The organism is Labrys sedimenti (assembly GCF_034424805.1).
GTDB classification, from domain to species: domain Bacteria; phylum Pseudomonadota; class Alphaproteobacteria; order Rhizobiales; family Labraceae; genus Labrys; species Labrys sedimenti.
In genome coordinates this window covers 270,875-290,862 of sequence record NZ_JAXOUF010000006.1, presented here as the reverse complement: position 1 = coordinate 290,862, position 19,988 = coordinate 270,875, and the positions used below count along the sequence as shown (strand labels likewise).

The 19,988-nt window shown below is 63.3% G+C and carries 18 protein-coding genes; 10 read left to right on the top strand and 8 right to left on the bottom strand.

Annotation, left to right across the window (positions count from 1 at the left end):
• Positions 1-64: 64 nt before the first annotated feature.
• From nrdR to U1R88_RS20025, 4 genes are all read right to left on the bottom strand, one after another.
• Complete coding sequence (gene nrdR, locus U1R88_RS20040; RefSeq protein ID WP_068298911.1) at positions 65-541, bottom strand: transcriptional regulator NrdR; 477 nt, start codon at positions 539-541, stop codon at positions 65-67.
• Between the two features lie 143 nt (positions 542-684).
• Positions 685-1,980, bottom strand: a complete 1,296-nt coding sequence (gene glyA / locus U1R88_RS20035; protein WP_322432823.1) for a serine hydroxymethyltransferase — start codon at positions 1,978-1,980, stop codon at positions 685-687.
• Positions 1,981-2,159: 179 nt separating this feature from the next.
• On the bottom strand, positions 2,160-3,404 hold the full coding sequence (locus tag U1R88_RS20030; protein WP_068298907.1) for a L,D-transpeptidase family protein: 1,245 nt from the start codon (positions 3,402-3,404) through the stop codon (positions 2,160-2,162).
• Between the two features lie 291 nt (positions 3,405-3,695).
• Positions 3,696-4,103 (bottom strand): DUF6163 family protein, encoded by a 408-nt coding sequence (locus U1R88_RS20025; RefSeq protein ID WP_068298904.1) that lies wholly within the window; start codon positions 4,101-4,103, stop codon positions 3,696-3,698.
• A gap of 247 nt (positions 4,104-4,350) precedes the next feature.
• Between U1R88_RS20025 and hemB the strand changes: the two genes are divergently transcribed.
• Positions 4,351-5,388: a porphobilinogen synthase gene (hemB, locus tag U1R88_RS20020; protein WP_068298902.1), complete on the top strand. Its 1,038-nt coding sequence runs from the start codon at positions 4,351-4,353 to the stop codon at positions 5,386-5,388.
• A gap of 8 nt (positions 5,389-5,396) precedes the next feature.
• On the opposite strand, the gene U1R88_RS20015 is transcribed toward hemB, so the two are convergent.
• Positions 5,397-5,678 (bottom strand): Rdx family protein, encoded by a 282-nt coding sequence (locus tag U1R88_RS20015; protein ID WP_068298899.1) that lies wholly within the window; start codon positions 5,676-5,678, stop codon positions 5,397-5,399.
• Positions 5,679-5,873: 195 nt separating this feature from the next.
• Between U1R88_RS20015 and U1R88_RS20010 the strand changes: the two genes are divergently transcribed.
• From U1R88_RS20010 to U1R88_RS20000, 3 genes are all read left to right on the top strand, one after another.
• A complete protein-coding gene (locus U1R88_RS20010) occupies positions 5,874-7,211 on the top strand; it encodes a branched-chain amino acid ABC transporter permease (protein WP_322432822.1) in 1,338 nt (445 codons plus the stop codon).
• Positions 7,212-7,326: 115 nt separating this feature from the next.
• Positions 7,327-8,076 (top strand): arginyltransferase, encoded by a 750-nt coding sequence (locus U1R88_RS20005; protein WP_068298891.1) that lies wholly within the window; start codon positions 7,327-7,329, stop codon positions 8,074-8,076.
• A gap of 181 nt (positions 8,077-8,257) precedes the next feature.
• On the top strand, positions 8,258-8,596 hold the full coding sequence (locus U1R88_RS20000) for a hypothetical protein (RefSeq protein WP_322432821.1): 339 nt from the start codon (positions 8,258-8,260) through the stop codon (positions 8,594-8,596).
• A gap of 271 nt (positions 8,597-8,867) precedes the next feature.
• On the opposite strand, the gene U1R88_RS19995 is transcribed toward U1R88_RS20000, so the two are convergent.
• Complete coding sequence (locus U1R88_RS19995; protein ID WP_322432820.1) at positions 8,868-9,794, bottom strand: PfkB family carbohydrate kinase; 927 nt, start codon at positions 9,792-9,794, stop codon at positions 8,868-8,870.
• Between the two features lie 845 nt (positions 9,795-10,639).
• Here U1R88_RS19995 and U1R88_RS19990 point away from each other — a divergent pair.
• Positions 10,640-11,200, top strand: coding sequence for a GNAT family N-acetyltransferase (locus U1R88_RS19990; protein WP_322432819.1), 561 nt, complete (start codon positions 10,640-10,642; stop codon positions 11,198-11,200).
• A gap of 286 nt (positions 11,201-11,486) precedes the next feature.
• The gene (locus U1R88_RS19985; RefSeq protein WP_322432818.1) at positions 11,487-11,960 is read left to right on the top strand and encodes a hypothetical protein; all 474 of its coding nucleotides are present in this window, start codon (positions 11,487-11,489) and stop codon (positions 11,958-11,960) included.
• A 68-nt stretch (positions 11,961-12,028) separates the two neighbouring features.
• On the opposite strand, the gene U1R88_RS19980 is transcribed toward U1R88_RS19985, so the two are convergent.
• Positions 12,029-13,171: a Gfo/Idh/MocA family protein gene (locus tag U1R88_RS19980; RefSeq protein WP_322432817.1), complete on the bottom strand. Its 1,143-nt coding sequence runs from the start codon at positions 13,169-13,171 to the stop codon at positions 12,029-12,031.
• 172 nt (positions 13,172-13,343) lie between these two features.
• Here U1R88_RS19980 and U1R88_RS19975 point away from each other — a divergent pair, with 172 nt between their 5' ends.
• Both U1R88_RS19975 and U1R88_RS19970 read left to right on the top strand, forming a co-directional pair.
• Positions 13,344-13,541, top strand: a complete 198-nt coding sequence (locus tag U1R88_RS19975; RefSeq protein ID WP_322432816.1) for a hypothetical protein — start codon at positions 13,344-13,346, stop codon at positions 13,539-13,541.
• Between the two features lie 173 nt (positions 13,542-13,714).
• On the top strand, positions 13,715-14,548 hold the full coding sequence (locus U1R88_RS19970) for a MurR/RpiR family transcriptional regulator (protein WP_082979406.1): 834 nt from the start codon (positions 13,715-13,717) through the stop codon (positions 14,546-14,548).
• A gap of 129 nt (positions 14,549-14,677) precedes the next feature.
• Here U1R88_RS19970 and iolG read toward each other — a convergent pair whose 3' ends face one another.
• Entirely contained in the window at positions 14,678-15,664 is a 987-nt protein-coding gene (gene iolG, locus U1R88_RS19965; RefSeq protein WP_322432815.1) for an inositol 2-dehydrogenase, read from the bottom strand.
• Between the two features lie 375 nt (positions 15,665-16,039).
• Between iolG and U1R88_RS19960 the strand changes: the two genes are divergently transcribed.
• Together U1R88_RS19960 and iolD are read left to right on the top strand one after the other, a co-directional pair.
• Positions 16,040-17,959 (top strand): bifunctional 5-dehydro-2-deoxygluconokinase/5-dehydro-2-deoxyphosphogluconate aldolase, encoded by a 1,920-nt coding sequence (locus tag U1R88_RS19960; protein ID WP_322432814.1) that lies wholly within the window; start codon positions 16,040-16,042, stop codon positions 17,957-17,959.
• 165 nt (positions 17,960-18,124) lie between these two features.
• Positions 18,125-19,951 (top strand): 3D-(3,5/4)-trihydroxycyclohexane-1,2-dione acylhydrolase (decyclizing), encoded by a 1,827-nt coding sequence (gene iolD / locus U1R88_RS19955; RefSeq protein WP_322432873.1) that lies wholly within the window; start codon positions 18,125-18,127, stop codon positions 19,949-19,951.
• The last annotated feature ends 37 nt before the right edge of the window (positions 19,952-19,988 follow it).

Sequence of the window (19,988 nt, the reverse complement as noted above, 5' to 3'; positions counted from 1 at the left end):
GGCTTGCCGCTTACGTCATGCAAGCACGACACGGCAATGTCGCACCCACATGGACCGATCGAACTCACTCCTCATCCACCCGCGTCTCGTCCTCGATGCTCAATTCATCCAGAACGGCCGTGAAATCCTTGGCTTCGCTGAAATTGCGATAGACCGAGGCAAAGCGCACATAGGCGACATCGTCGAGGGCCTTGAGCCCTTTCATGACGATCCGGCCGATCTGCTCCGAGGTGATCTCGCTTTCCCCCAGGCTCTCGATCTGCCGAACCAGGCCGTTCACCAGCCGCTCGATACGCTCCTCGTCGACCGGGCGCTTGCGCAGTGCCGTGGTGATGGAGCGCGAAAGCTTGTCGCGATCGAAGGCGACCTTGCGGCCCGAACGCTTGACGACCGTCAATTCGCGCAACTGCACGCGTTCGAAGGTCGTGAACCGACCTCCGCAGTCCGAACAGACGCGGCGGCGGCGGATCGAGGTTCCATCATCGGTGGGACGGCTGTCCTTCACCTGGGTGTCGGGCGCACCGCAATAGGGGCATTTCATGGATCATTCCTGGGAGTGCGGACATCCGACATGCTCGCATGTCGCGATGTCCGCACTTCCTATACTGCACGCGATAGGTTTCCAAGAAGCGGACGCCGCAACATGCAGGCATGTTGCTGAGATGCCCGCCCTCCCGGCAGCGATCAGTAGATCGGGAAACGGCCCGTCAGCTTGTTGACCTTGGCGCGCACCGCTTCTTCGACCGCGCCATTATTGTCGGCACCGTTCTTGGACAGGCCTTCCAGTGCCTCGGTGATGAGATCGCCGACCTCCTGGAACTCCTTGACGCCGAAACCGCGCGAGGTGGCGGCGGGAGTGCCGAGACGGATGCCCGAAGTCACCATCGGCTTCTGCGGGTCATAGGGAATGCCGTTCTTGTTGCAGGTGATATGGGCGCGCTCCAACGCCTTCTCGGCGAAATTGCCGGTCAGGTTCTTGGGACGAAGGTCCACCAGCATCAGGTGGTTGTCGGTGCCGCCCGAGACGATGTCGAAGCCATTGCCCTTGAGGTTGGCGGCCAGGGCGGCGGCATTCTCGACGACCTGCTTGGCATAGGCCTTGAACTCGGGGCGCAGCGCTTCGCCGAAAGCCACGGCCTTGGCGGCGATGACATGCATCAGCGGTCCGCCCTGCAGGCCCGGGAACACAGCCGAGTTCACCTTCTTGGCGATCTCCTCGTCATTGGTGAGGATGATGCCGCCGCGCGGGCCGCGCAGGGTCTTGTGGGTGGTCGAAGTCGCCACATGCGCGTGCGGGAACGGAGAGGGATGCGCATCACCGGCGACCAGGCCGGCGAAATGGGCCATGTCGACGAAGAAATAGGCGCCGACCGCATCGGCGATCTGACGGAAGCGGGCAAAATCCCAGTGACGGGCATAGCCCGAGCCGCCGGCAATGATCAGCTTGGGCTTGTGCTCATGCGCAAGGCGCTCGACCTCGTCCATGTCGACGCGCTGATCCTCGGGACGCACATTATAGGGCACCACGTTGAACCAGCGGCCGGACATGTTGACCGCCGAACCATGGGTGAGATGGCCGCCGGCATTGAGATTGAGGCCCATGAAGGTGTCGCCCGGCTTCATCAGCGCCAGGAACACGCCCTGGTTGGCCTGGCTGCCGGAATTGGGCTGGACGTTGGCGTAGGCGCAGCCGAACAGCTTCTTGACGCGCTCGATCGCCAGGTTCTCGGCCATGTCGACGAATTCGCAACCACCATAATAGCGGCGGCCCGGATAGCCCTCCGCATATTTGTTGGTCATGATCGAGCCCTGGGCCTCCAGGACTGCCTTCGAAACGATGTTCTCGGAGGCGATCAGCTCGATATGGTCGCGCAGGCGGCCCAATTCGAGGTCGATGGTGCGCGCCAGCTCCGGATCGGCGGAATGCATATCGGCGGCGAAGAAGCTGTTCGACAGGGCGGCGGAGCGAGCGTCATTCATCGTGGCAGGGCCTCGTTGGAGAAGAGGCAGACGACATAACGGAGTTGCACCGCAAAGTCATGTCTGCAAGCGACCAAAGTTGCGCCATGACTGGAAAGGCAGGCTTGAAACGCAACAGCGCCGCAGACGAGGCTGCGGCGCTGTCAATCTCTTTCAGGTCGGAGGGGACGGCGCCCCGATCAGCCCTGCTCTTCCTTGGTGACCACGGAGAGCGAGGCGAATCCGTCCTTGTTGTAGATGTCGTCGCGGAACTCGACCAGGCCTTCCGGCGTCGCCCAGGCCGTGATGTAGGCCCAGAACACCGGCACCTTGGCGGTCGGGTTCACCGTCGTCTGGGCGCCCGAACGGATCACTTCATCGATGCGGTCGCGAGTATATTCGGTGCCCTGGAGGATCCAGGCGACCAGCTCACGGACGTCCTGCACACGTGCACAGCCCGAGGAATCAAAGCGGTAGTCCGAGCCGAACACCGACTTGTAGGGCGTATCATGCATGTAGACGCCATACTGGTTGGCGATGTTGATGCGCACCTGGCCGAGCGAATTGCCGAAGCCCGGCTCCTGCCGGAAGCGCATCTTGGTGGCTTCGTCGGTGTTCCAGTTGATCTGCTCGGGCGTGAGCTCCTGGCCCTGCGGATTGAAGATGCGGATATGGTGATCGGCCAGGTAGCTCGGCTCCTTCTGCATCAGAGGGATCAGGTCCTTCTTGATGATGGAGAGCGGCACCGTCCAATAGGGGTTGAAATTGATGTTCTGCACCACGGTCGACAGGATTGGCGAGGGCCGGTCCGGCTTGCCGATCACCGTGGAGTGGCGCTGCTCGACCGCGCCGTTGTTCACCGCTTCCAGCTCGGTCGCCGGAATGTTCATCATGATGTAGCGGTTGCCCAGATTGCCCATCGAGCGCAGGCGCACGATGTTCATCTGCAGCTGCTTGATGCGGACATCGATCGGAATGGCGAGGGCGGCGCGCGAGGTATCGCCGACGACGCCGCTGGACAGGATGCCGTGGCGCGACTGGAAGCGCTTCACCGCACCGTCGAGATAGGAATCGAAGACGGGCGAACCGCCGAGCGACGGCGCCAGATCGCCCGAGGCGATCAGGCGCTGGCGCAGCGAGACGACGTCGGGGCTGCGCGAGCCAAGCTGGAGCCGGCCCTTGCCGGTCACCTGGGGCCAGCCGCCCTGGGCCGCGATTTCGCTATATTTCTGCAGCGCATTCTGCGTGGCCTGCAAGGTGTAGGCCGAGAAAGTGGGCGAGGAACTGCTGGCCTGCCCGATGGGGCTGGCCACGGAATCGTAGCGTTCCTTCATCTCCATCTGGCCGAGGCCATAATCCTGCGCGGCGGCCGGACGCGCCAAGGCGGTCGCAGCGGCCCCGAGGGCCAAAGTGGAGAGAAAACCACGACGAGAATAGTCAGACATCTTGTTCTAATCCTGCAGCAAAGCCCGCTTGCGCCACGCACCTACCGTACCGGTAATTTCCTGCGGCCGTGAATTAGCCGAGCTCTTTACACGGGAGAGGTAAACGAACCGAGACCAAAATCAGACCTCGTCACCGGCCATTTGCGATCCCGGTATACGAAACTTGCGCAATGCCCTATCGCCAGAAAGCGGCAAAACCGGGACAAATGTGGCAAGGCCCGTCACGATCACCGCCATGTGAGCGCGAATCGCGCTTGCGTGACAAAGTTGCAACAATCCGGTCGCCGACTCTCACGGATGGCGCCGCTCGCGCGAGGCGAGAAAAGCCAGCCCGACATAGAGCAGGATCAGGACGCCGATCGTCGTCATCATCGCATATTGCCGGCCGAAGATCTCAGGACGGAACAGCGAAATGATGAAATAGCTGCCGGAAGCGATCAGCCAGATGACCCCACCCCATGTCGCCGCCATCCACAAGCCGACAGCCGCGACCAGATCGAAGACCGCGAACACGATCACCGCACTCTGGGTGAGCACCGGCATGCCGAGGAAGCGATCCGGATCGGCCTGCCCGATCCCCAGGATCAGGCACCAATGGATGATGCCCTTGGCCATCCACAGCACGGCGACGGCACGCATGAACCACAACAGATAGGCGCCGTAGGGCGGGCCGTCGCGGTCAAACTCGATATCGCTCATGTCGTGCCTCGTTGCTGGAGGTCCTTCTAACCGTGCAGGGAGCCGAGGGCAAATCACCTGGCCGCATGCAGGCGGATCGAAGCTTGGCCGAGGAAGGAAGACGAGGAATGCCTGCCGTCTCGCAGATGCTTCCCGGCTTGACCATCAAGCCCCCGCATTTGCCGCTGCCAGGGTGTGACATGACGGCATGCCTCCACTGCACCGGATGTGATAGAACCTTTCCAAAGTTCATTTCGAAGAGACTGCCATGCCTTCCTCCGTCACCCCGCTCAAACCCGCCCTCGCCTCCGCCTCGGACCGTCTCGACCTCATCGAGCGCCCGCGCCGCAACCGCAAGAGCGAATGGGCCCGCCGGCTGGTGAAGGAGAATGTGCTCACCACCAATGATCTGATCTGGCCGATCTTCGTGCAGGAAGGCGAGAATCTGAGAAGTCCCGTGGCCGCGATGCCGGGCGTAGACCGGGTCAGCATCGACATTGCGGTCGAGGAGGCACAGCGGGCCGCGGCCCTCGACATCCCCGTGGTGGCGATCTTCCCCTACACGGATCCCTCCTTGCGCGACCCGACCGGGAGCGAGGCCCTGAACGCGCAGAACCTAACCTGCCGGGCCTGCCGCGCCATCAAGGCCAAGGTGCCCGAAATCGGCCTGCTGACCGACGTGGCGCTCGATCCCTACACCTCGCACGGCCATGACGGGCTGCTGGAAGCCGGACGCATCCTCAATGACGAGACCGTCGCCCTGCTGGTGCGCCAGGCCCTGGTCCAGGCCGAATCCGGCTCGGACATCATCGCACCGTCCGACATGATGGACGGCCGCGTCGGTGCCATCCGTGCCGCGCTCGACGCCGCCGGTTTCCTCGATGTGCAGATCATGGCCTATTCGGCCAAATATGCCTCGGCCTTCTACGGCCCCTTCCGCGAGGCAGTGGGCTCCTCCGGCGCGCTCAAGGGCGACAAGCGCACCTATCAGATGGACTATGCCAATTCGGACGAAGCGGTGCGCGAGGCCGAGCTTGACATCGCCGAAGGCGCCGACATGATCATGGTCAAGCCCGGCCTGCCCTATCTCGACATCGTCGCGCGCCTCAAGCAGAACTTCGGCCGCCCGACCTTCGCCTATCAGGTCTCGGGCGAGTATGCGATGATCATGGCAGCCGCCCAGAATGGCTGGATTGACGGCGAAAAAGCCATGATCGAGAGCCTCACCGCCTTCAAGCGCGCCGGCGCCGATGGCATCCTCACCTATTTCGCCCCACGGGCTGCCGAATATCTGCGCGGCAAATAGCAGGCCGGCTATCTGTCGATATGACCGAGATCGCGATCGGGATCGAGCCGGTCGCGCACCAGCTGCTTGAGGGCCTTCACGTCGGGAAAGCCGCCGTCGCGCTTGCGCTCCCAGATCTCCTGCCCCTCATATTCGATACGGAAGGCACCGCCGGTGGCCGGCACCAGCGTGACCTCCCCCAGATCTTCCGAAAAGGTCGAAAGCAGTTCCTGGGCCATCCAGGCCGCCCGGAGCAGCCATTGGCATTGCCGGCAATAAACGATGGTCACACTGGGCTTGCCGTCACGCATCACGGGTCTCGAAGCAGGAAAGGGATTCGACGATAGCCCCGCCGCCGCCTCAGGAAAAGCTCCTGTTTGGACAGCCCCTCATCCGGGACGGCCGGGTTTGCTGTCCGAATCGCGGCGAGGCTGTAATCTGCCTACTGACAGCGCCGATATAAAAATCGGGTCAACTGGTCCGGCGCGACGATTCAGGCGGCACCCTTGATCCATCGTGTCATCGCCTTGCTTCTCGTCACTTTGTGCCTGGCTTCCTGTCGCGACAGCCTCGACCCGCTGGAAATCCGCATCTGCCGGCAGACATTACCCGCCATTGCGATCGACGCAGATGGACTTACGGTCACTGCCGTTACCTCCGCCTCGCCGCCATTTAAGATCCGTATCGACTATCGGGCGCTGCACCAGGGACGCAGCAGCAATCACAGCGTGTTCTGCGGCTTCGGACCGAGCCTGCCGGATAACCGGCTCATCGAGCTGAGCGCCCTGGCCGCGGACGGCAGAGCCTTTGCTGCCTGGAAGCTTCATATCCTCAAGCGCTATTGGCTCGAACGCCCCGAGGCTGTCCTTGCCGATCCGGGGCCCGGTGAAACCATCGCCGATGTACCCGAGGTCCCCGGCAGCATTGCCTTTCTGGTACAGAGTCTCGGCAATGGGGTGCCGACCACGGCAATGACCATGCTGATCGCGGTGGCCTATGCCCTCGTCTTCGGCCTGGTCCAGCGTATCAACCTGGCTTTCGGGGATTTTGCCACGCTCGGCGGCGTGATGAGCGTCTCGATCATGCTGATCATGCTGGCGCTCGGTTCCCGCTCTCCGGCCCTGGACCTCGTCGTCGTGTTCGCGGCTGCGGTCGGCCTCGTGGTTCTCGCCGGTCATATCGTCGAAAAGCTGGTCTTCGCCCCCCTCGCCTTCCGCCGCGGCCAGACCATCCTGATCGCCACGGTGGCCGTGGCCTCGGTCATGCGCGAGGCGATGCGTGTCGCCCAAGGCCCCAACGACCGCTGGGCACCGCCGATCACCAGTCCCTATCTGCCCGTGGTGCGGTCGGGCAATTTCGTCGTCCACATCACCGTCATGCAGATGTCGATCGGTGCCGCCGCGGCCCTCGTCGCCATCGCCGTCGTCATGCTGATGCGCCGCAGCGAGCTCGGCCGGCGCTGGCGGGCGATATCGGACGATGCCCTGATGGCCAACCTCGTCGGGATCTCCAGCCGGGGCATGCTGGCCCTGACCTTCGGGCTCGCCTCCGCGCTGGCCGGTTTCGCCGGTTTCATCATGACGGTCTATTATGGCGGAGCCGATGCCTATGGCGGAGCCATGATCGGCCTGAAAGGCCTGGTCGCAGCCGTCATCGGCGGCATCGGTTCGATCGAAGGAGCCTTGCTCGGCGGCCTCGTACTCGGCCTGTTCGAGGTCGTCTGGCAGGCTTATTTTCCGATCGAACATCGCGATGTGGCCGTGATGATCTTTCTCGTCCTCATGCTGATCTTCCGCCCGGGTGGACTGTTCGGCTTTGCCGACGCCACCCCTCGGCAGGTCTGAGGGCCGGGCTTTAAAAACAATCCCAGGCGCGATAATTTGATCTCGCCCGCCAGCAGGACTCTGGCGAGACGCGGCGCCCAGTGGTAGCCTTCGCCTTCATGCATGGAGAATGGCGTTGAGCATTGAAATACGCGACTCACCGCAATTCTATCTGACCGCGCCATCGCCCTGTCCCTATCTGAAGGGCAAGCAGGAACGCAAAGTGTTCACCCACCTGATCGGTGAACGGGCAGCGCGCCTCAACGACGTGCTCAGCCATGGTGGCTTTCGCCGTTCCCAGACCATCGCCTACCGGCCGGCTTGCGAAAACTGCAAGGCTTGCGTTTCGGTGCGCGTGCCGGTTGCCGACTTCATCAGGACGAAATCTTTCCGCCGCGTGCAGGCCGACAATCGCGACGTCGTTTCGCAGATGCGCACTGCCACCCCGACCTCGGAACAATATTCCACCTTCAGGGCCTATCTCGACCAGCGCCATGCCGATGGCGGCATGGCCGACATGACGGTGCTCGACTATGCGATGATGGTCGAGGACACCCATGTGAACACGCAATTGGTCGAGTACCGCCTGTCCGGCGCCGGCCTGCCGTTGAACCGGCAAGGCGAGGGTCCGCTGATCGGCGTTTCGCTCACCGACGTGCTGGCCGACGGCCTGTCGATGGTCTACTCGTTCTACGAGCCGGCCATGACGGCGCGCAGCGTCGGCACTTTCATGATCCTGGACCATATCGCCCGCACGCAGGCAATGGGGCTGCCCTATCTCTATCTGGGCTACTGGGTCGAGGGGTCGCGGAAGATGGCCTATAAGGGGCGTTTCCTGCCGCAGGAACGGCTCGGCCCCAATGGCTGGGATCGCGTCGAGAAATAGCGACCAGGGCGTTTGGTGATGGGTGGCCACGCCAAGAATCTTCACCGCCCGTCAGCCCGCCATCATGTTTCTGAACGTCAGATGACCGGGGCGTTCGCGCCGCGTTCAGGCAGCAACTGGCATCGTGTCCTCATTGCTCCTCGAGTTCCCACGAGCTCGAGCCCCCTCAATGAGGTAACCGATGAATCTTCTCGGCAAGACCATGATTGCGGCCTCCTTCGCGCTGACGGGCCTGGCGGCCAGTGTCGGCACGTCCTCGGCCATGAATGTCGCTCCCGCAGCACCGGGCGCCTCGCCGCTGGTCCAGGATGTCCGTTGGGGCTGTGGCCCCGGCTGGCAGCCCAATCGCTGGGGCCGCTGCGTTCCGGTCCGCCGTCCTTACTACGGCTATGGCGGCGGGTATGGCTATGGCGGCGGCTGGGGTCCACGTCCCCGCTGGGGCTGGGGCGATGGCTACCGCCCCCGCCATGGCGGCTGGGATCGCCCCTATTATCGCGAACGCCGCTGGGACAATTATTGAGCCCACCAAACGAGTTCCGAGGGGCGGTAGCGTATAACCGCCCCTCTCTCCCCATCCGGCCGAGCCACCGGTGTTTTGCGTAATTGGCTCACACTCGGAAACGGTGCCCCAGGCAAGACCCCCTATCGCGTAGGCAAGACGCTTATGGGGGCTTTGCGGACACTCGGGCTAGGCGCGGCTTGTCAGGCTGCAATGTCGCGCCGAACCCGGTGCCCGTGCCTGACGGCACCGTTTTGACTTCAAGCGCTGTTGCTGCTCCGGCGTCTGGCCTTCAAGAGATCACGCGCGGGTCCAGAGTGGCGGCCGCTTCCACGACGGCCCGTCTTTCGGGCATGCCATCCCAGCCATTGCCGAGTTCGCATTTGAGGCTTGCGGCCGCACTGGCAAAGCAGGCGGCATCGATCACCGACCGCCCTTCCGCCAGCCCGGCAGCCAGAGCGCCGTGAAACACATCTCCCGCACCGGTGGTGTCCAGTACGTTCACCGGCAAGGCGGGTATCAGGGTCAGGACGCCGTCGCCCCACCATAGCGAGCCCCGGGCACCCAATGTGACACCGAATGTCCCGCCGAGGCGGCGCGACAATGCTTCGCAGCCGTTGGCATCCGGTTGCGCCCCGTCGCTGGCCAGCGCAAATCCATCCTCCGAAAACACCGGCAAACTTGCGCGTCGCGCCAATTCCATCAGCAGCACCGGATCGGTGACTTCCGCATCGAGCACCGACGGGACTCCCGCAGCAGCAGCTGCATCCAGCGCCGCAAGAGAGGCTTCGCGCCAATTGATATCGGCCAGCACCGCACCGGCCCCGGCAATGTCCTGCAATGGCAGATGGGCCGGCGAGGCTGGTAGGTCGGTATGGTCATGGCCGACGATGAACCGTTCGCCCTGACGATCGACGATCACCACGGCGGCAATGGTATCCATCTCCTCGCTACATTTCACGCCCGTGATCCCGACGCCATGATGACGCAGGCGCTCGCATAGGAAAGCCGCCTCGGCATCATCGCCCATGCGGCTCCACAATTCGACCGGCTGCAGCAGGCGGGCACAGGCAACCGCAGCCGTCGCGGCTGGCCCACCTCCGCGCTTGAAATGGTGCCGGGCCGTAACCTTGATGGCTTGCCGCGGCATTTCATCGATTTCCAGCACTTGGTCCAGCGTGGTGGTGCCGACACAGATGACGGCTCCCCTCGTACTCATCGGCTCTTGCATGATCGCCTTGTCTTCGCCGCCCGAAGCATTCTGCTGACGGGCCTTCCTGGGTGGTTTCCTCGCGACGATATAAAGCCAGTTTGTCAGACAAAACAATATCGCGATCGGCTCATCCGGCAGACACGCACGGCAAGTGCGAACCATGATCGAGGTGGCTTGGCAAGCCTGACCAAACGTCAGCTTCCGTACCGATATAACACCCGCGTCACGCTCGTGCTGGTGTTGTCGAACCAACATTCGGGAGGGTCGAGGAAGAGCGCATGTTGCAGCTATGGACAAAAGCGCTCGCCTCGTACTGCTGTAACAATTTACCGGCGGACTTGGTAGCTTGCGCTCTTCGGGAGGCAATGAAAAGCCCGGTCCACGCATACGCGGCCGGGCTTTCGCATTCCGGGCAATCGGGTGGCTCGAATCGGGAGCCCGCCCACCGGGTCTGGTCAATCGCGACGGGCCGGGCTCGGAATGCCGCTGTGGCTGAAACCGGTTTCGGCAAGATCCTTTTGGGTCGGCATCCGACGGGCTTCCCGGCGCTTCTAACAGGCCGGAAACGTCTGATAGCGGATGCGCAAATTGGCAATGAGGCTGACAGGGATCACCGTCGGCTAAGGAAATTCACTGTTTGTTGCGGCGCAACATAATACGCAAAACCGGCCCCGTGGCGACGCGAAAGCGTGGCGATCATGCGGGCCTTTCGCAACAGCCCCAACCCAGGAGCTAGGACTATCGCCTACCTGACTAACCAACCGCCCTCCGAGTTGTCGAAGGGAACCAACACGCATTTTGCACCTATCAATACGACCGATCGCACGGATAAGATCGAGGAAAGTTCACCTATGCCCCTTCTGTCGGCATTCACCGTCGCCCCCACCATCGAGACGTCACGCTTGATTTTGCGTGCGCATAGACCCGGCGATCTGGAGAGCGTCACGGCCATGTGGGCAGAGCCCGCGGTGCTTCGCTATGTGCGTAAATCCCCCTATCCGCGCGAGGAGGTCTGGACCCGCATGCTGCGTTATGCCGGCCATTGGCTCTGGATGGGGTTCGGTTTCTGGATCGTGACCGACAAGACCGATGGCCGCTTCCTCGGCGAAGTCGGCATTCATAATTTCGAGCGCGACATCGAGCCGGAATTCTCAGGGACGCCTGAACTCGGCTACTCCCTGATCGGTGCGGCCCATGGCAAGGGCTATGCCACGGAAGCGGCCAAGGCCGTGCTGAACTGGTTCGACAGTCATATCGATCTGCCGCACACCAACTGCATGACAAGCCCCGACAACATCCACTCCCAGCGTGTCGCTCTCAAATGCGGCTATGGATATCTGCGCCAGTCCATTCATCTGGGTTCCCCGGTTGCGATCTTTCGCAGGCAAAGAGTCATCGCCCCCTCGCCGTGAAGCGATGTGAAATCACGGCTTGATCTCCTTGATGACGTTAAGGACAGTAAAACCTTGACTGAGTTTCGATCAGAAAAGCTTGCCGGCGTGAAGCGCCGGCAAGCTTTTGCCGGAATGGAAACTGATCCGAGCTGATGAAGGTTCCTCTTTTTTCTTTGGCAGACTCGGTCTATCACCAGGGTGTGCCGTACCTTCGCCGTATTCCTGATCACACAAATAGGCATTCCGGCTGAGGCTTATCCAGAGTCGGCGGCGGGCAATATCCGCCGAAAATGAGGGAGTTAGAATGATGCTTCGTTCCGCCATCATTGGTACCGGACTACTGATCGCCAGCGCCGTCGCGCTTTCTGCGCCAGCGCAAGCGCTCACCATGAAGGAGTGCAGCGACAAATATCAGGCCGCCAAGACCGCGAACACGCTGAACGGCGCAACCTGGAACGATTTCCGCAAGGCACAATGCGGCACGGAGGCGACTCCGGCTGCCACCGCACCGGCAGCCCCTGCAGCCCCGGCCGCGACGACGGCTGCCAAACCGGCACCGGCCGCCAAGCCGGCTCCCACCGCCGCCACGTCGGGAAGCGCCGTGTTCCCGTCGGCCGTCGATCCGAAATATGCCAAGGAGTCGGCCGGCAAGCAACGCATGCACACCTGCCTCGACCAGTACAATGCCAACAAGGCCAGCAACGGCAATGGCGGCCTGAAATGGATTCAGAAGGGCGGCGGCTATTACAGCGAATGCAACAAGAAGCTGAAAAGCTAATTCTCTTCTTCTTCATGCGGCCGCGGATCCCCTCCGCGGCCGTTTTCTTTTATCGCTGATGCAAGGCGTCAAGCCTTCACTTCCACCCAGCGGCCTTTGGCAAAGCTGTCCGCAATGGCATGGACGGTACGCTCGATGGCAAGGCCATCGTCAAAGTCGAACACCGAGGCCTTCTCGCCCTCGATGCGGGCGATCAGTTCGCGGCATTCGATCACTTTCAGATCGTTGAAGCCAAGGCCGTGGCCGGGCGCTGGAATGAAGCGATCATAGGGCTTGTGCATCGGCGCACTGAGAATGGTCCGGAACCCCTGGGTTTCCTCGCTGCCCTCGCGGCGGAAAAGCTGCACCTCGTTGAAACGCTCCTGATCGAACACGATGGCGCCGGCATCGCCGAAGATCTGCAATTGGATGCGGCCCTTGCGCCCCCAAGCAGCGCGATTGACGGTGAGCACACCCGAAGCACCGCTCTCCAGGCGCAGCAAGGCGGTGGCAATGTCGTAATTCTCGATGGCCCGCCTGCCGCCATCGGGATGGGGACGGTCCGCATAGGGCCTCGCCATCTCCCCGAACACTTCGGCAACCCCGCCGAGGACAAAACGCAGCAAGCTGAGAGGATGGACGGCAAAATCGTCGAGGGCCCCGTAGCCGGCACTGGACTCGTTGCGGGTGGCGAAGGGAGTTTGCCGATCCGCCATGAAATCCTCGTCCATCTCCAGGCGAACGTGATTGACGACGCCGATCGTCCCCTCGCCGATCAGCTTGCGGATCAGGCGCATGGCGGGGTTTTGAATGTAGTTGTAGCCGAGTACCGCCACCTTGCCGCTGCCGCGCCAGGCAGCATGCATCGCCTGCGCATCGGCAAATACGGTCGCCATCGGCTTTTCGCACCAGACATGCTTGCCCGCTTCCAGCGCCGCGATCGCCATCTCGGCATGGAAACGGTTGGGCGTGGTGATCGAGATCACGTCGATCTGCGGGTCGGCCAGGAGCTCACGCCAGTCGCCGGTCGAGGTGGCGAAGCCAAGTTCCATTGCCTTGGTACGGGCAAGATCGGCGGACGCTTCGGCAAGAGCAACCAAACGAGGCCTGATGACGTCACCGAAAGTCGAGGCGACCGCATTCCACGCCAAGGCATGACATTTGCCCATATATCCCGTGCCGATCAGGCCAACACCGAGCCCCCTGCCATCTGATTTGGCCGATGCCTTCATCACTTCTCTCCCTTCGCGTCCATTCGCCATACCGCCTTGGTATGGCCGTCATTCCATTTCATTGTGCGACGCAGCACAGATTTGTTGTATGCTGCACTGCATCAAAATCGGCACAGATCGATTCGACTCACCGCGAGCGGGCTGCCGTCTCTCGGGGAAAGAAAGGATATCCATGCTGGCTCCACGGTTCGCCGTCGCAGCCAAGGGGACAACTGCCATGCTGTTTACTGGCATCATCGCGGCCTTGATTGCCCGCATCATCGACGATCCGGCCCGGCGCATACCGCCGCCCTCCACCGACGCACCACGCGACCGGGACGAGGAGAAGCCGACAACCGACGGTGTCGATCCGCTTACGCGCCGGTGCTGAGCCGATCCACATCCGCGATTGCGAAACGGGTTTCGCAGTCTTTCCAGTTGCACTAACCTTCCGTTGGGCGTGCCTTTGCGGCACGATCCGGCATCGCTGCCGAGTGGCACCACCGGTAAGGTGTCAATGATAGGGAGGGCAGCCAACACACTGCCCCGCTTCTGGAACGGGACATGGTCATGGCTGAGGACGAGACGCGCGACTTTACCGATTTTTCCGCGCGCCTCGCCGATCGCATCGACCAATTGCCCAAACGCCTGCGGCAAGTGGCGCATTTCGCCAACGACCATCCCGACGAGGTCGCCCTCGGCACCGCCGCTTCGGTGGCGGAGAATGCCGGGGTGCAAGCCTCGACCCTGGTGCGTTTCGCCAAGACGCTCGGCTATTCCGGCTTTTCCGATCTGCAGCAGGTCTTCCTCGCCCGGCTGAAGCAGCGCTTTCCCGATTATCGCCAGCGCGTGGCATTGCTGCGGACCGAGGCGAATGAGGGCTCCCTGTCGGCGCCGCTGCTCAACGGCTTCGCCGACGCAGCCACGCTGTCGATCGAGCGGCTGCGGGCATCCGCCGATCCCGAAATGATCGATGCGGCGATCGAATTGCTCGCCGGTGCCGACATCATCCATCTGGTGGCGGCCCGCCGGCTTTTCCCGGTGGCGGCCTATCTCGCCTACGCCTTCGGCAATCTGGGCCAGCGCTGCGCGCTGGTCGACCATGTCGGCCAGCTCGGCAAGGAGCAGATTTCGCTGGCGGGGCCCAGGGATGTGGTGCTGGCGATTTCCTACAATCCCTACTCGCCCGACACCATCGAACTGGCTGGTATCGCGCATCAGCGCGGCAATGCCATCCTGGCCATTACCGACAGCCCGGCAAGCCCGCTGGCCCGCCTCGCCCGCATTCGCCTGGATGTGGAGGAAGCCGATCATGGTGCCTTCCGTTCGCTGGCGGCGACCTTCGCCCTGGCCATGACGCTGGCCGTGGGCACGGCCGAACATAAGGGGCGCGACTGACAAGAGGGCCCCAGGGAGGGCGGAGGTCCTCGTCCGCTCTTGCCAGTGCTCAGCCTGTCATGAAAGGCAGGCGTCCGGCACTCCTTGAGTGCCCAGGGACGTCCGCGCTTCCAGGCAGATCCAACCCGCCTATATTTTCACCGTCATACCCGTCTGGGCCGCTTGCGTGGCGGCATCGGCCAGAATCTGGGCCTTCAGGCCGTCCTCGCCCGAGGGATTGGGCGCCTTGCCCGCCAGGATCGCGTCGAGAAAAGCGGTCATCTCGAGACGATAGGCCTCTGCATAACGCTCGAGGAAGAAATCCTGCACAGGATCGGCCAGGAAGCCGGAGCCAGTCGCCACCTCCACAGTGGTCTTCGGCACGTTATGGGCACGGATCAGGCCCTTGGAACCATGCACCTCGATGCGCTGGTCATAGCCGTAGGTGGCGCGGCGCGAATTGGAGATCTGCGCGATCTTGCCCGAAGCCGTCTTCAGGAGCACGGCGGCAGTATCGACGTCACCGGCCTTGCCGATGGCCGGATCGACCAGGGCCGAAGCGACCGCGTGGACCTCCACCGGCTCCTCGGCCAGCAGGAAACGGGCAAGGTCGAGGTCGTGGATCATCATGTCGCGGAAGAGGCCGCCGGAGCCCTCGATATAGGAGACCGGCGGCGGCGCCGGGTCACGCGAGATGATGGTGACCAGTTCCACTTCCCCGATCGCGCCCTCGACGATTCGGTGCTTGAGCGTGGCGAAATTGGGATCGAAGCGGCGATTGAAGCCAATCATCAGGGGCTTGCCGGCCTTGGTGACCTCGGCGAGGCAGTGGCGAATCCGGTCGGACGACAGATCGACCGGCTTCTCGCAGAACACGGCCTTGCCGGCTCGCACGGCCCGTTCGATCAGATCGGCATGGGTGTTGGTCGGCGTGCAGATGAGCACGGCGTCAACGTCATCGGCGGCGATGGCCTCGTCGATCGTGCTGACGCGAGCACCTGTCTCGGCCGCCAAGGCCTCGGCGGAGGGCCCGTGCGGATCGGAAACCGAAATCAGTCTGGCCTGCGGATGCAGTGCCGCATTGCGACCATGGATCTTGCCGATGCGGCCGGCGCCGAGAACTGCGAGACGAACCATTTCTCTCCCCAATCGTTTGATTTGACCCGAGGACCGGGCCTGTTTGCTGTAGGATAATCGTCAACCATCGCGCCGTGCCACCGAATCGCGGCCATGCACGCAAAGGCGGGCGGCGGCACGGGCTTCACGTCAAAATATGGCATTTTTATTCTATATTGACAACATAATAGAATATATGTTTCATTTTTGAAGCGCCAATCGAAGGGATGAAGCAACCGCCGAAAGGCCCGCCGATGCGCGAGACAACAACAAGGCGACAGGCCGGCACGCAGTCGCCAAGAGGAAACGTTTAGAGCCGGCCGTTTCCGCCCAATGCGGCTGCCTTGTGCATCCGCCGTCCCATGGCGGGCCGGTCCGTCTGTCTGGAGGTCAAGCATGAGCACGCCCGCACTCGATGTCATCACGATCGGCCGCGCTTCGGTGGATCTTTACGGCCAGCAGGTCGGCGGCAGGCTGGAGGACATGTCCTCCTTCACCAAGGCCGTGGGCGGCTGCCCCGCCAACATCGCCATCGGCACGGCGCGCCTCGGCCTGAAATCGGCCCTGATCACGCGGGTCGGCGACGAGGCGATGGGACGTTTCATCCGCGAGCAGATGCAGCGCGAAGGCGTGGCGACCGAAGGTATCCATACCGATCCCGCCCGCCTCACCGCGCTGGTCATCCTCGGTGTGCGCGATGAGAAGCAATTTCCGCTCATCTTCTACCGCGACAATTGCGCCGACATGGCGCTCGATGAAAGCGACATAGACGAGGCTCTCATCGCCTCGGCCGCCGCCATCGTCGTCACCGGCACGCATTTTTCGCAGCCCAACACAGATGCGGCCCAGCGCAAGGCCATAGGCCTGGCCAAGAAGCATGGCCGCAAGGTGGTATTCGACGTCGACTACCGGCCCAACCTCTGGGGCCTCGCCGGACATGGGGCAGGCGAGGAGCGCTATATCAAGGCCGATCACGTCACCGCGCATCTGCAGACCATCCTGCCCGATTGCGACCTGATCGTCGGCACGGAAGAGGAACTCGCCATTGCCGGCGGTTCGGAGGACACACTCGAGACGCTGCGGCGCATCCGTTCCATCTCCGACGGCACCATCGTGTGCAAACGCGGGCCGATGGGCTGCGTCGTCTTTCCCGGTGCCATCCCTGCCAGCCTCGATGACGGCATTCGCGGGCCGGGATTTCCGGTCGAGGTCTACAACGTCCTCGGCGCTGGCGACGCCTTTCTGTCGGGTTTCCTCCGCGGATGGCTGCGCGGCGAGCCGCTCGAGACCGCCTGTGCCTATGCCAATGCCAGCGGCGCCTTCGCGGTGTCCCGCCTGCTCTGCTCTCCCGAGATCCCGACCTTCACCGAACTGAGCTACTTCCTCGAACATAGCAGCAAGGAACGGGCCTTGCGCAAGGACGCCGCCATCAACCACATCCATTGGGCCACCACCCGCCGCCCGGCCGCCGAGGGGCTGATGGCGCTCGCCGTCGACCACCGCGCCCAGATGGAAGCGATGGCGGACGAAATCGGCGTATCGCGAGAGCGCATCTCCGCCTTCAAGGCCCTGGCGGTCAAGGCTGCCGCCAGGATCGCAGGCGGGCGGTCCGGCTTCGGCATGCTGATCGACGGCATCTATGGCCGTGAAGCCTTGTTCCGCGCGGCCGATCACCCCTTCTGGATCGGCAGGCCGGTCGAGCTCCCCGGCTCCCGCCCCCTGGAATTCGAGGGCGGGCCCGATGTGGGTACCAGCCTGATCGAATGGCCGGTCGGACACACGATCAAGTGCCTTTGCTTCTATCATCCCAGCGACCCTCCTGCCCTCAAGGAGCAGCAGGAGCGCCAATTGCTGCGTCTTCACGCGGCTGCACGCACGGTGGGCCGCGAATTGCTGATCGAGATCATCGCGGGCAAGCATGGTCCGCTCGAGGACGACACGGTGTCGAGCGTGGTGCAGCGCCTCTACGACCTCGGCATCAAGCCCGACTGGTGGAAACTGGAGCCACTAAAGACCGCCGCGGCCTGGCGCGCCGTCGCCGCGGTGATCGAGCGCAACGATCCGCTCTGCCGTGGCATTGTGCTGCTTGGCCTGGAAGCTCCGGAGGAAGACCTCGAGGCTGCCTTCGCCGTGGCTGCGAGTGAACCGATGGTAAAGGGCTTCGCCGTCGGACGCACCATTTTCAACGAACCGGCCCGGGCCTGGCTGCGCGGAGCTCTCAGCGACGATGACGCGGTCGACGCGATGGCAACCCGTTTCGCCAGGCTGGTTCAGGCCTGGGAGAGTGCCTCGGGACAGGCTGCGGCGGCCCAATAGCACTCGCGAAGCAGCTTCACGCTGGCTATGGTCCGGCATTCCAGGCGAGGTCCGCAAGGGGCCTCCACTTCTCGATAAAGACAGTTGGAGCAGGCCACTCAACCATATTGATAGTTGAGTCCAATACGCTCAGGGAGAGATTTCGTGGCTACCATCCGTCTCACAATGGCCCAGGCCCTGGTCCGCTTCCTCACCGCCCAGAAGACGGTCGTCGACGGGCAGACGGTACCGATTTTCGCCGGTGTCTTCGCCATCTTCGGGCATGGCAACGTCGCCGGAATCGGCGAGGCCCTCTACCAGGCGCGCGAGAGCCTGCCGACCTACCGCGCCCACAACGAGCAGTCGATGGCACATGCCGCGACCGCCTATGCCAAGGCGATGCGCCGCCGCCGCATGATGGCCTGCACCACTTCCATCGGGCCTGGCGCAACCAATCTGGTCACGGCCGCCGCCGTGGCGCATGTCAATCGCCTGCCGCTCCTCCTGCTGCCGGGCGACGTCTTCGCCAACCGCCGGCCGGATCCCGTGCTGCAGCAGTTGGAGGATTTCGGCGACGGCACCGTGACCCCGAACGATGTCTTCCGGCCCGTCTCGCGCTATTTCGACCGCATCACCCGCCCCGAGCAGATCATCCCGGCCCTGGCACGTGCGATGACCGTGCTGACCGATCCCGCCGATTGCGGGCCGGTGACCCTGGCTCTGTGCCAGGACGTGCAGGCCGAAGCCTATGACTATCCCGCCTCCTTCTTCGAAGAACGGATCTGGACCAGCCGGCGCACCCGTCCCGACGAAGACGAACTGGCCGCTGCGGTCGCCGCGCTGAAGGCCGCCCGCAAGCCAGTGGTCGTTACCGGCGGCGGCACGCTCTATTCGCAGGCCGAAGGCACCCTCGCCACCTTTGCCGCAAGGCACGGCATTCCGGTCGGCGAAACCCAGGCCGGCAAGAGTGCCATCGCGCTGGACGACCCGCTCGGCATGGGCGCCATCGGCGTCACCGGCACCGGTGCCGCCAATACGGTGGCTGAGGAGGCCGATCTGGTGCTGGCCGTGGGGACTCGCCTGCAGGATTTCACCACCGGCTCTTGGGCCCTGTTCAAGGGCGATACGCATCGCATCGTCGGCCTCAACACCCAGCCTTTCGATGCGAGCAAGCACCGCGCCTTGCCTCTGGTCTGCGATGCCAAGGTCGGACTGGAGTTGCTCTCGCATGCCCTCGGCGACTGGAAGGCGCCGCCCGAGTGGACGGACAAGGCGATCGCTGGCCGCGCAGCATGGCTGAAGACGGCAGCCCGCTACACCGATGCCAGCAATGCCGAGTTGCCCTCCGACGCCCAGGTCATCGGCGCGGTGCAGCGGGTCGGCAAGCCCAGCGACATCGTGGTCTGCGCGGCCGGCGGCCTGCCGGGCGAACTCCACAAGCTCTGGCAGGCAGGCGCTCCCGGTGGCTATCACATGGAATATGGCTATTCCTGCATGGGCTACGAGATCGCCGGAGGACTTGGCGTGAAGATGGCCGAGCCCAATCGCGAGGTCATTGTGATGGTCGGCGACGGCTCCTATCTGATGGCCAATTCCGAAATCGCCACCTCGATCATGGCAGGCGCCAAATTGACCATCGTGGTGCTCGACAACAGGGGCTATGGCTGCATCAACCGCCTGCAGCGGGCGACGGGCGGCGAAAGCTTCAACAACCTCCTGCGCGACACCCGCCACGATGTGCTGCCGGACATCGACTTCACGGCGCATGCCGCCAGCCTTGGCGCGCATGCCGTCAAGGTGAAGAGCCTGGCCGAGCTGGAGGCTGCCGTCACCGCCGCGCGCGGGCACAGCCGGACATCCGTGGTGGTGATCGACACCGATCCCTTGGAATCGACCGATGCGGGCGGTGCCTGGTGGGATGTCGCAGTCCCCGAGGTTTCCCAGCGCCGCGAGGTGGAGGCAGCCCATGCGGCCTATGTGACCAAGAAGGCGCTGCAACGCGTGGGCGATTGAGCATCATGGGCGGCGGGTCTTCAGACCCGCCTTCTCC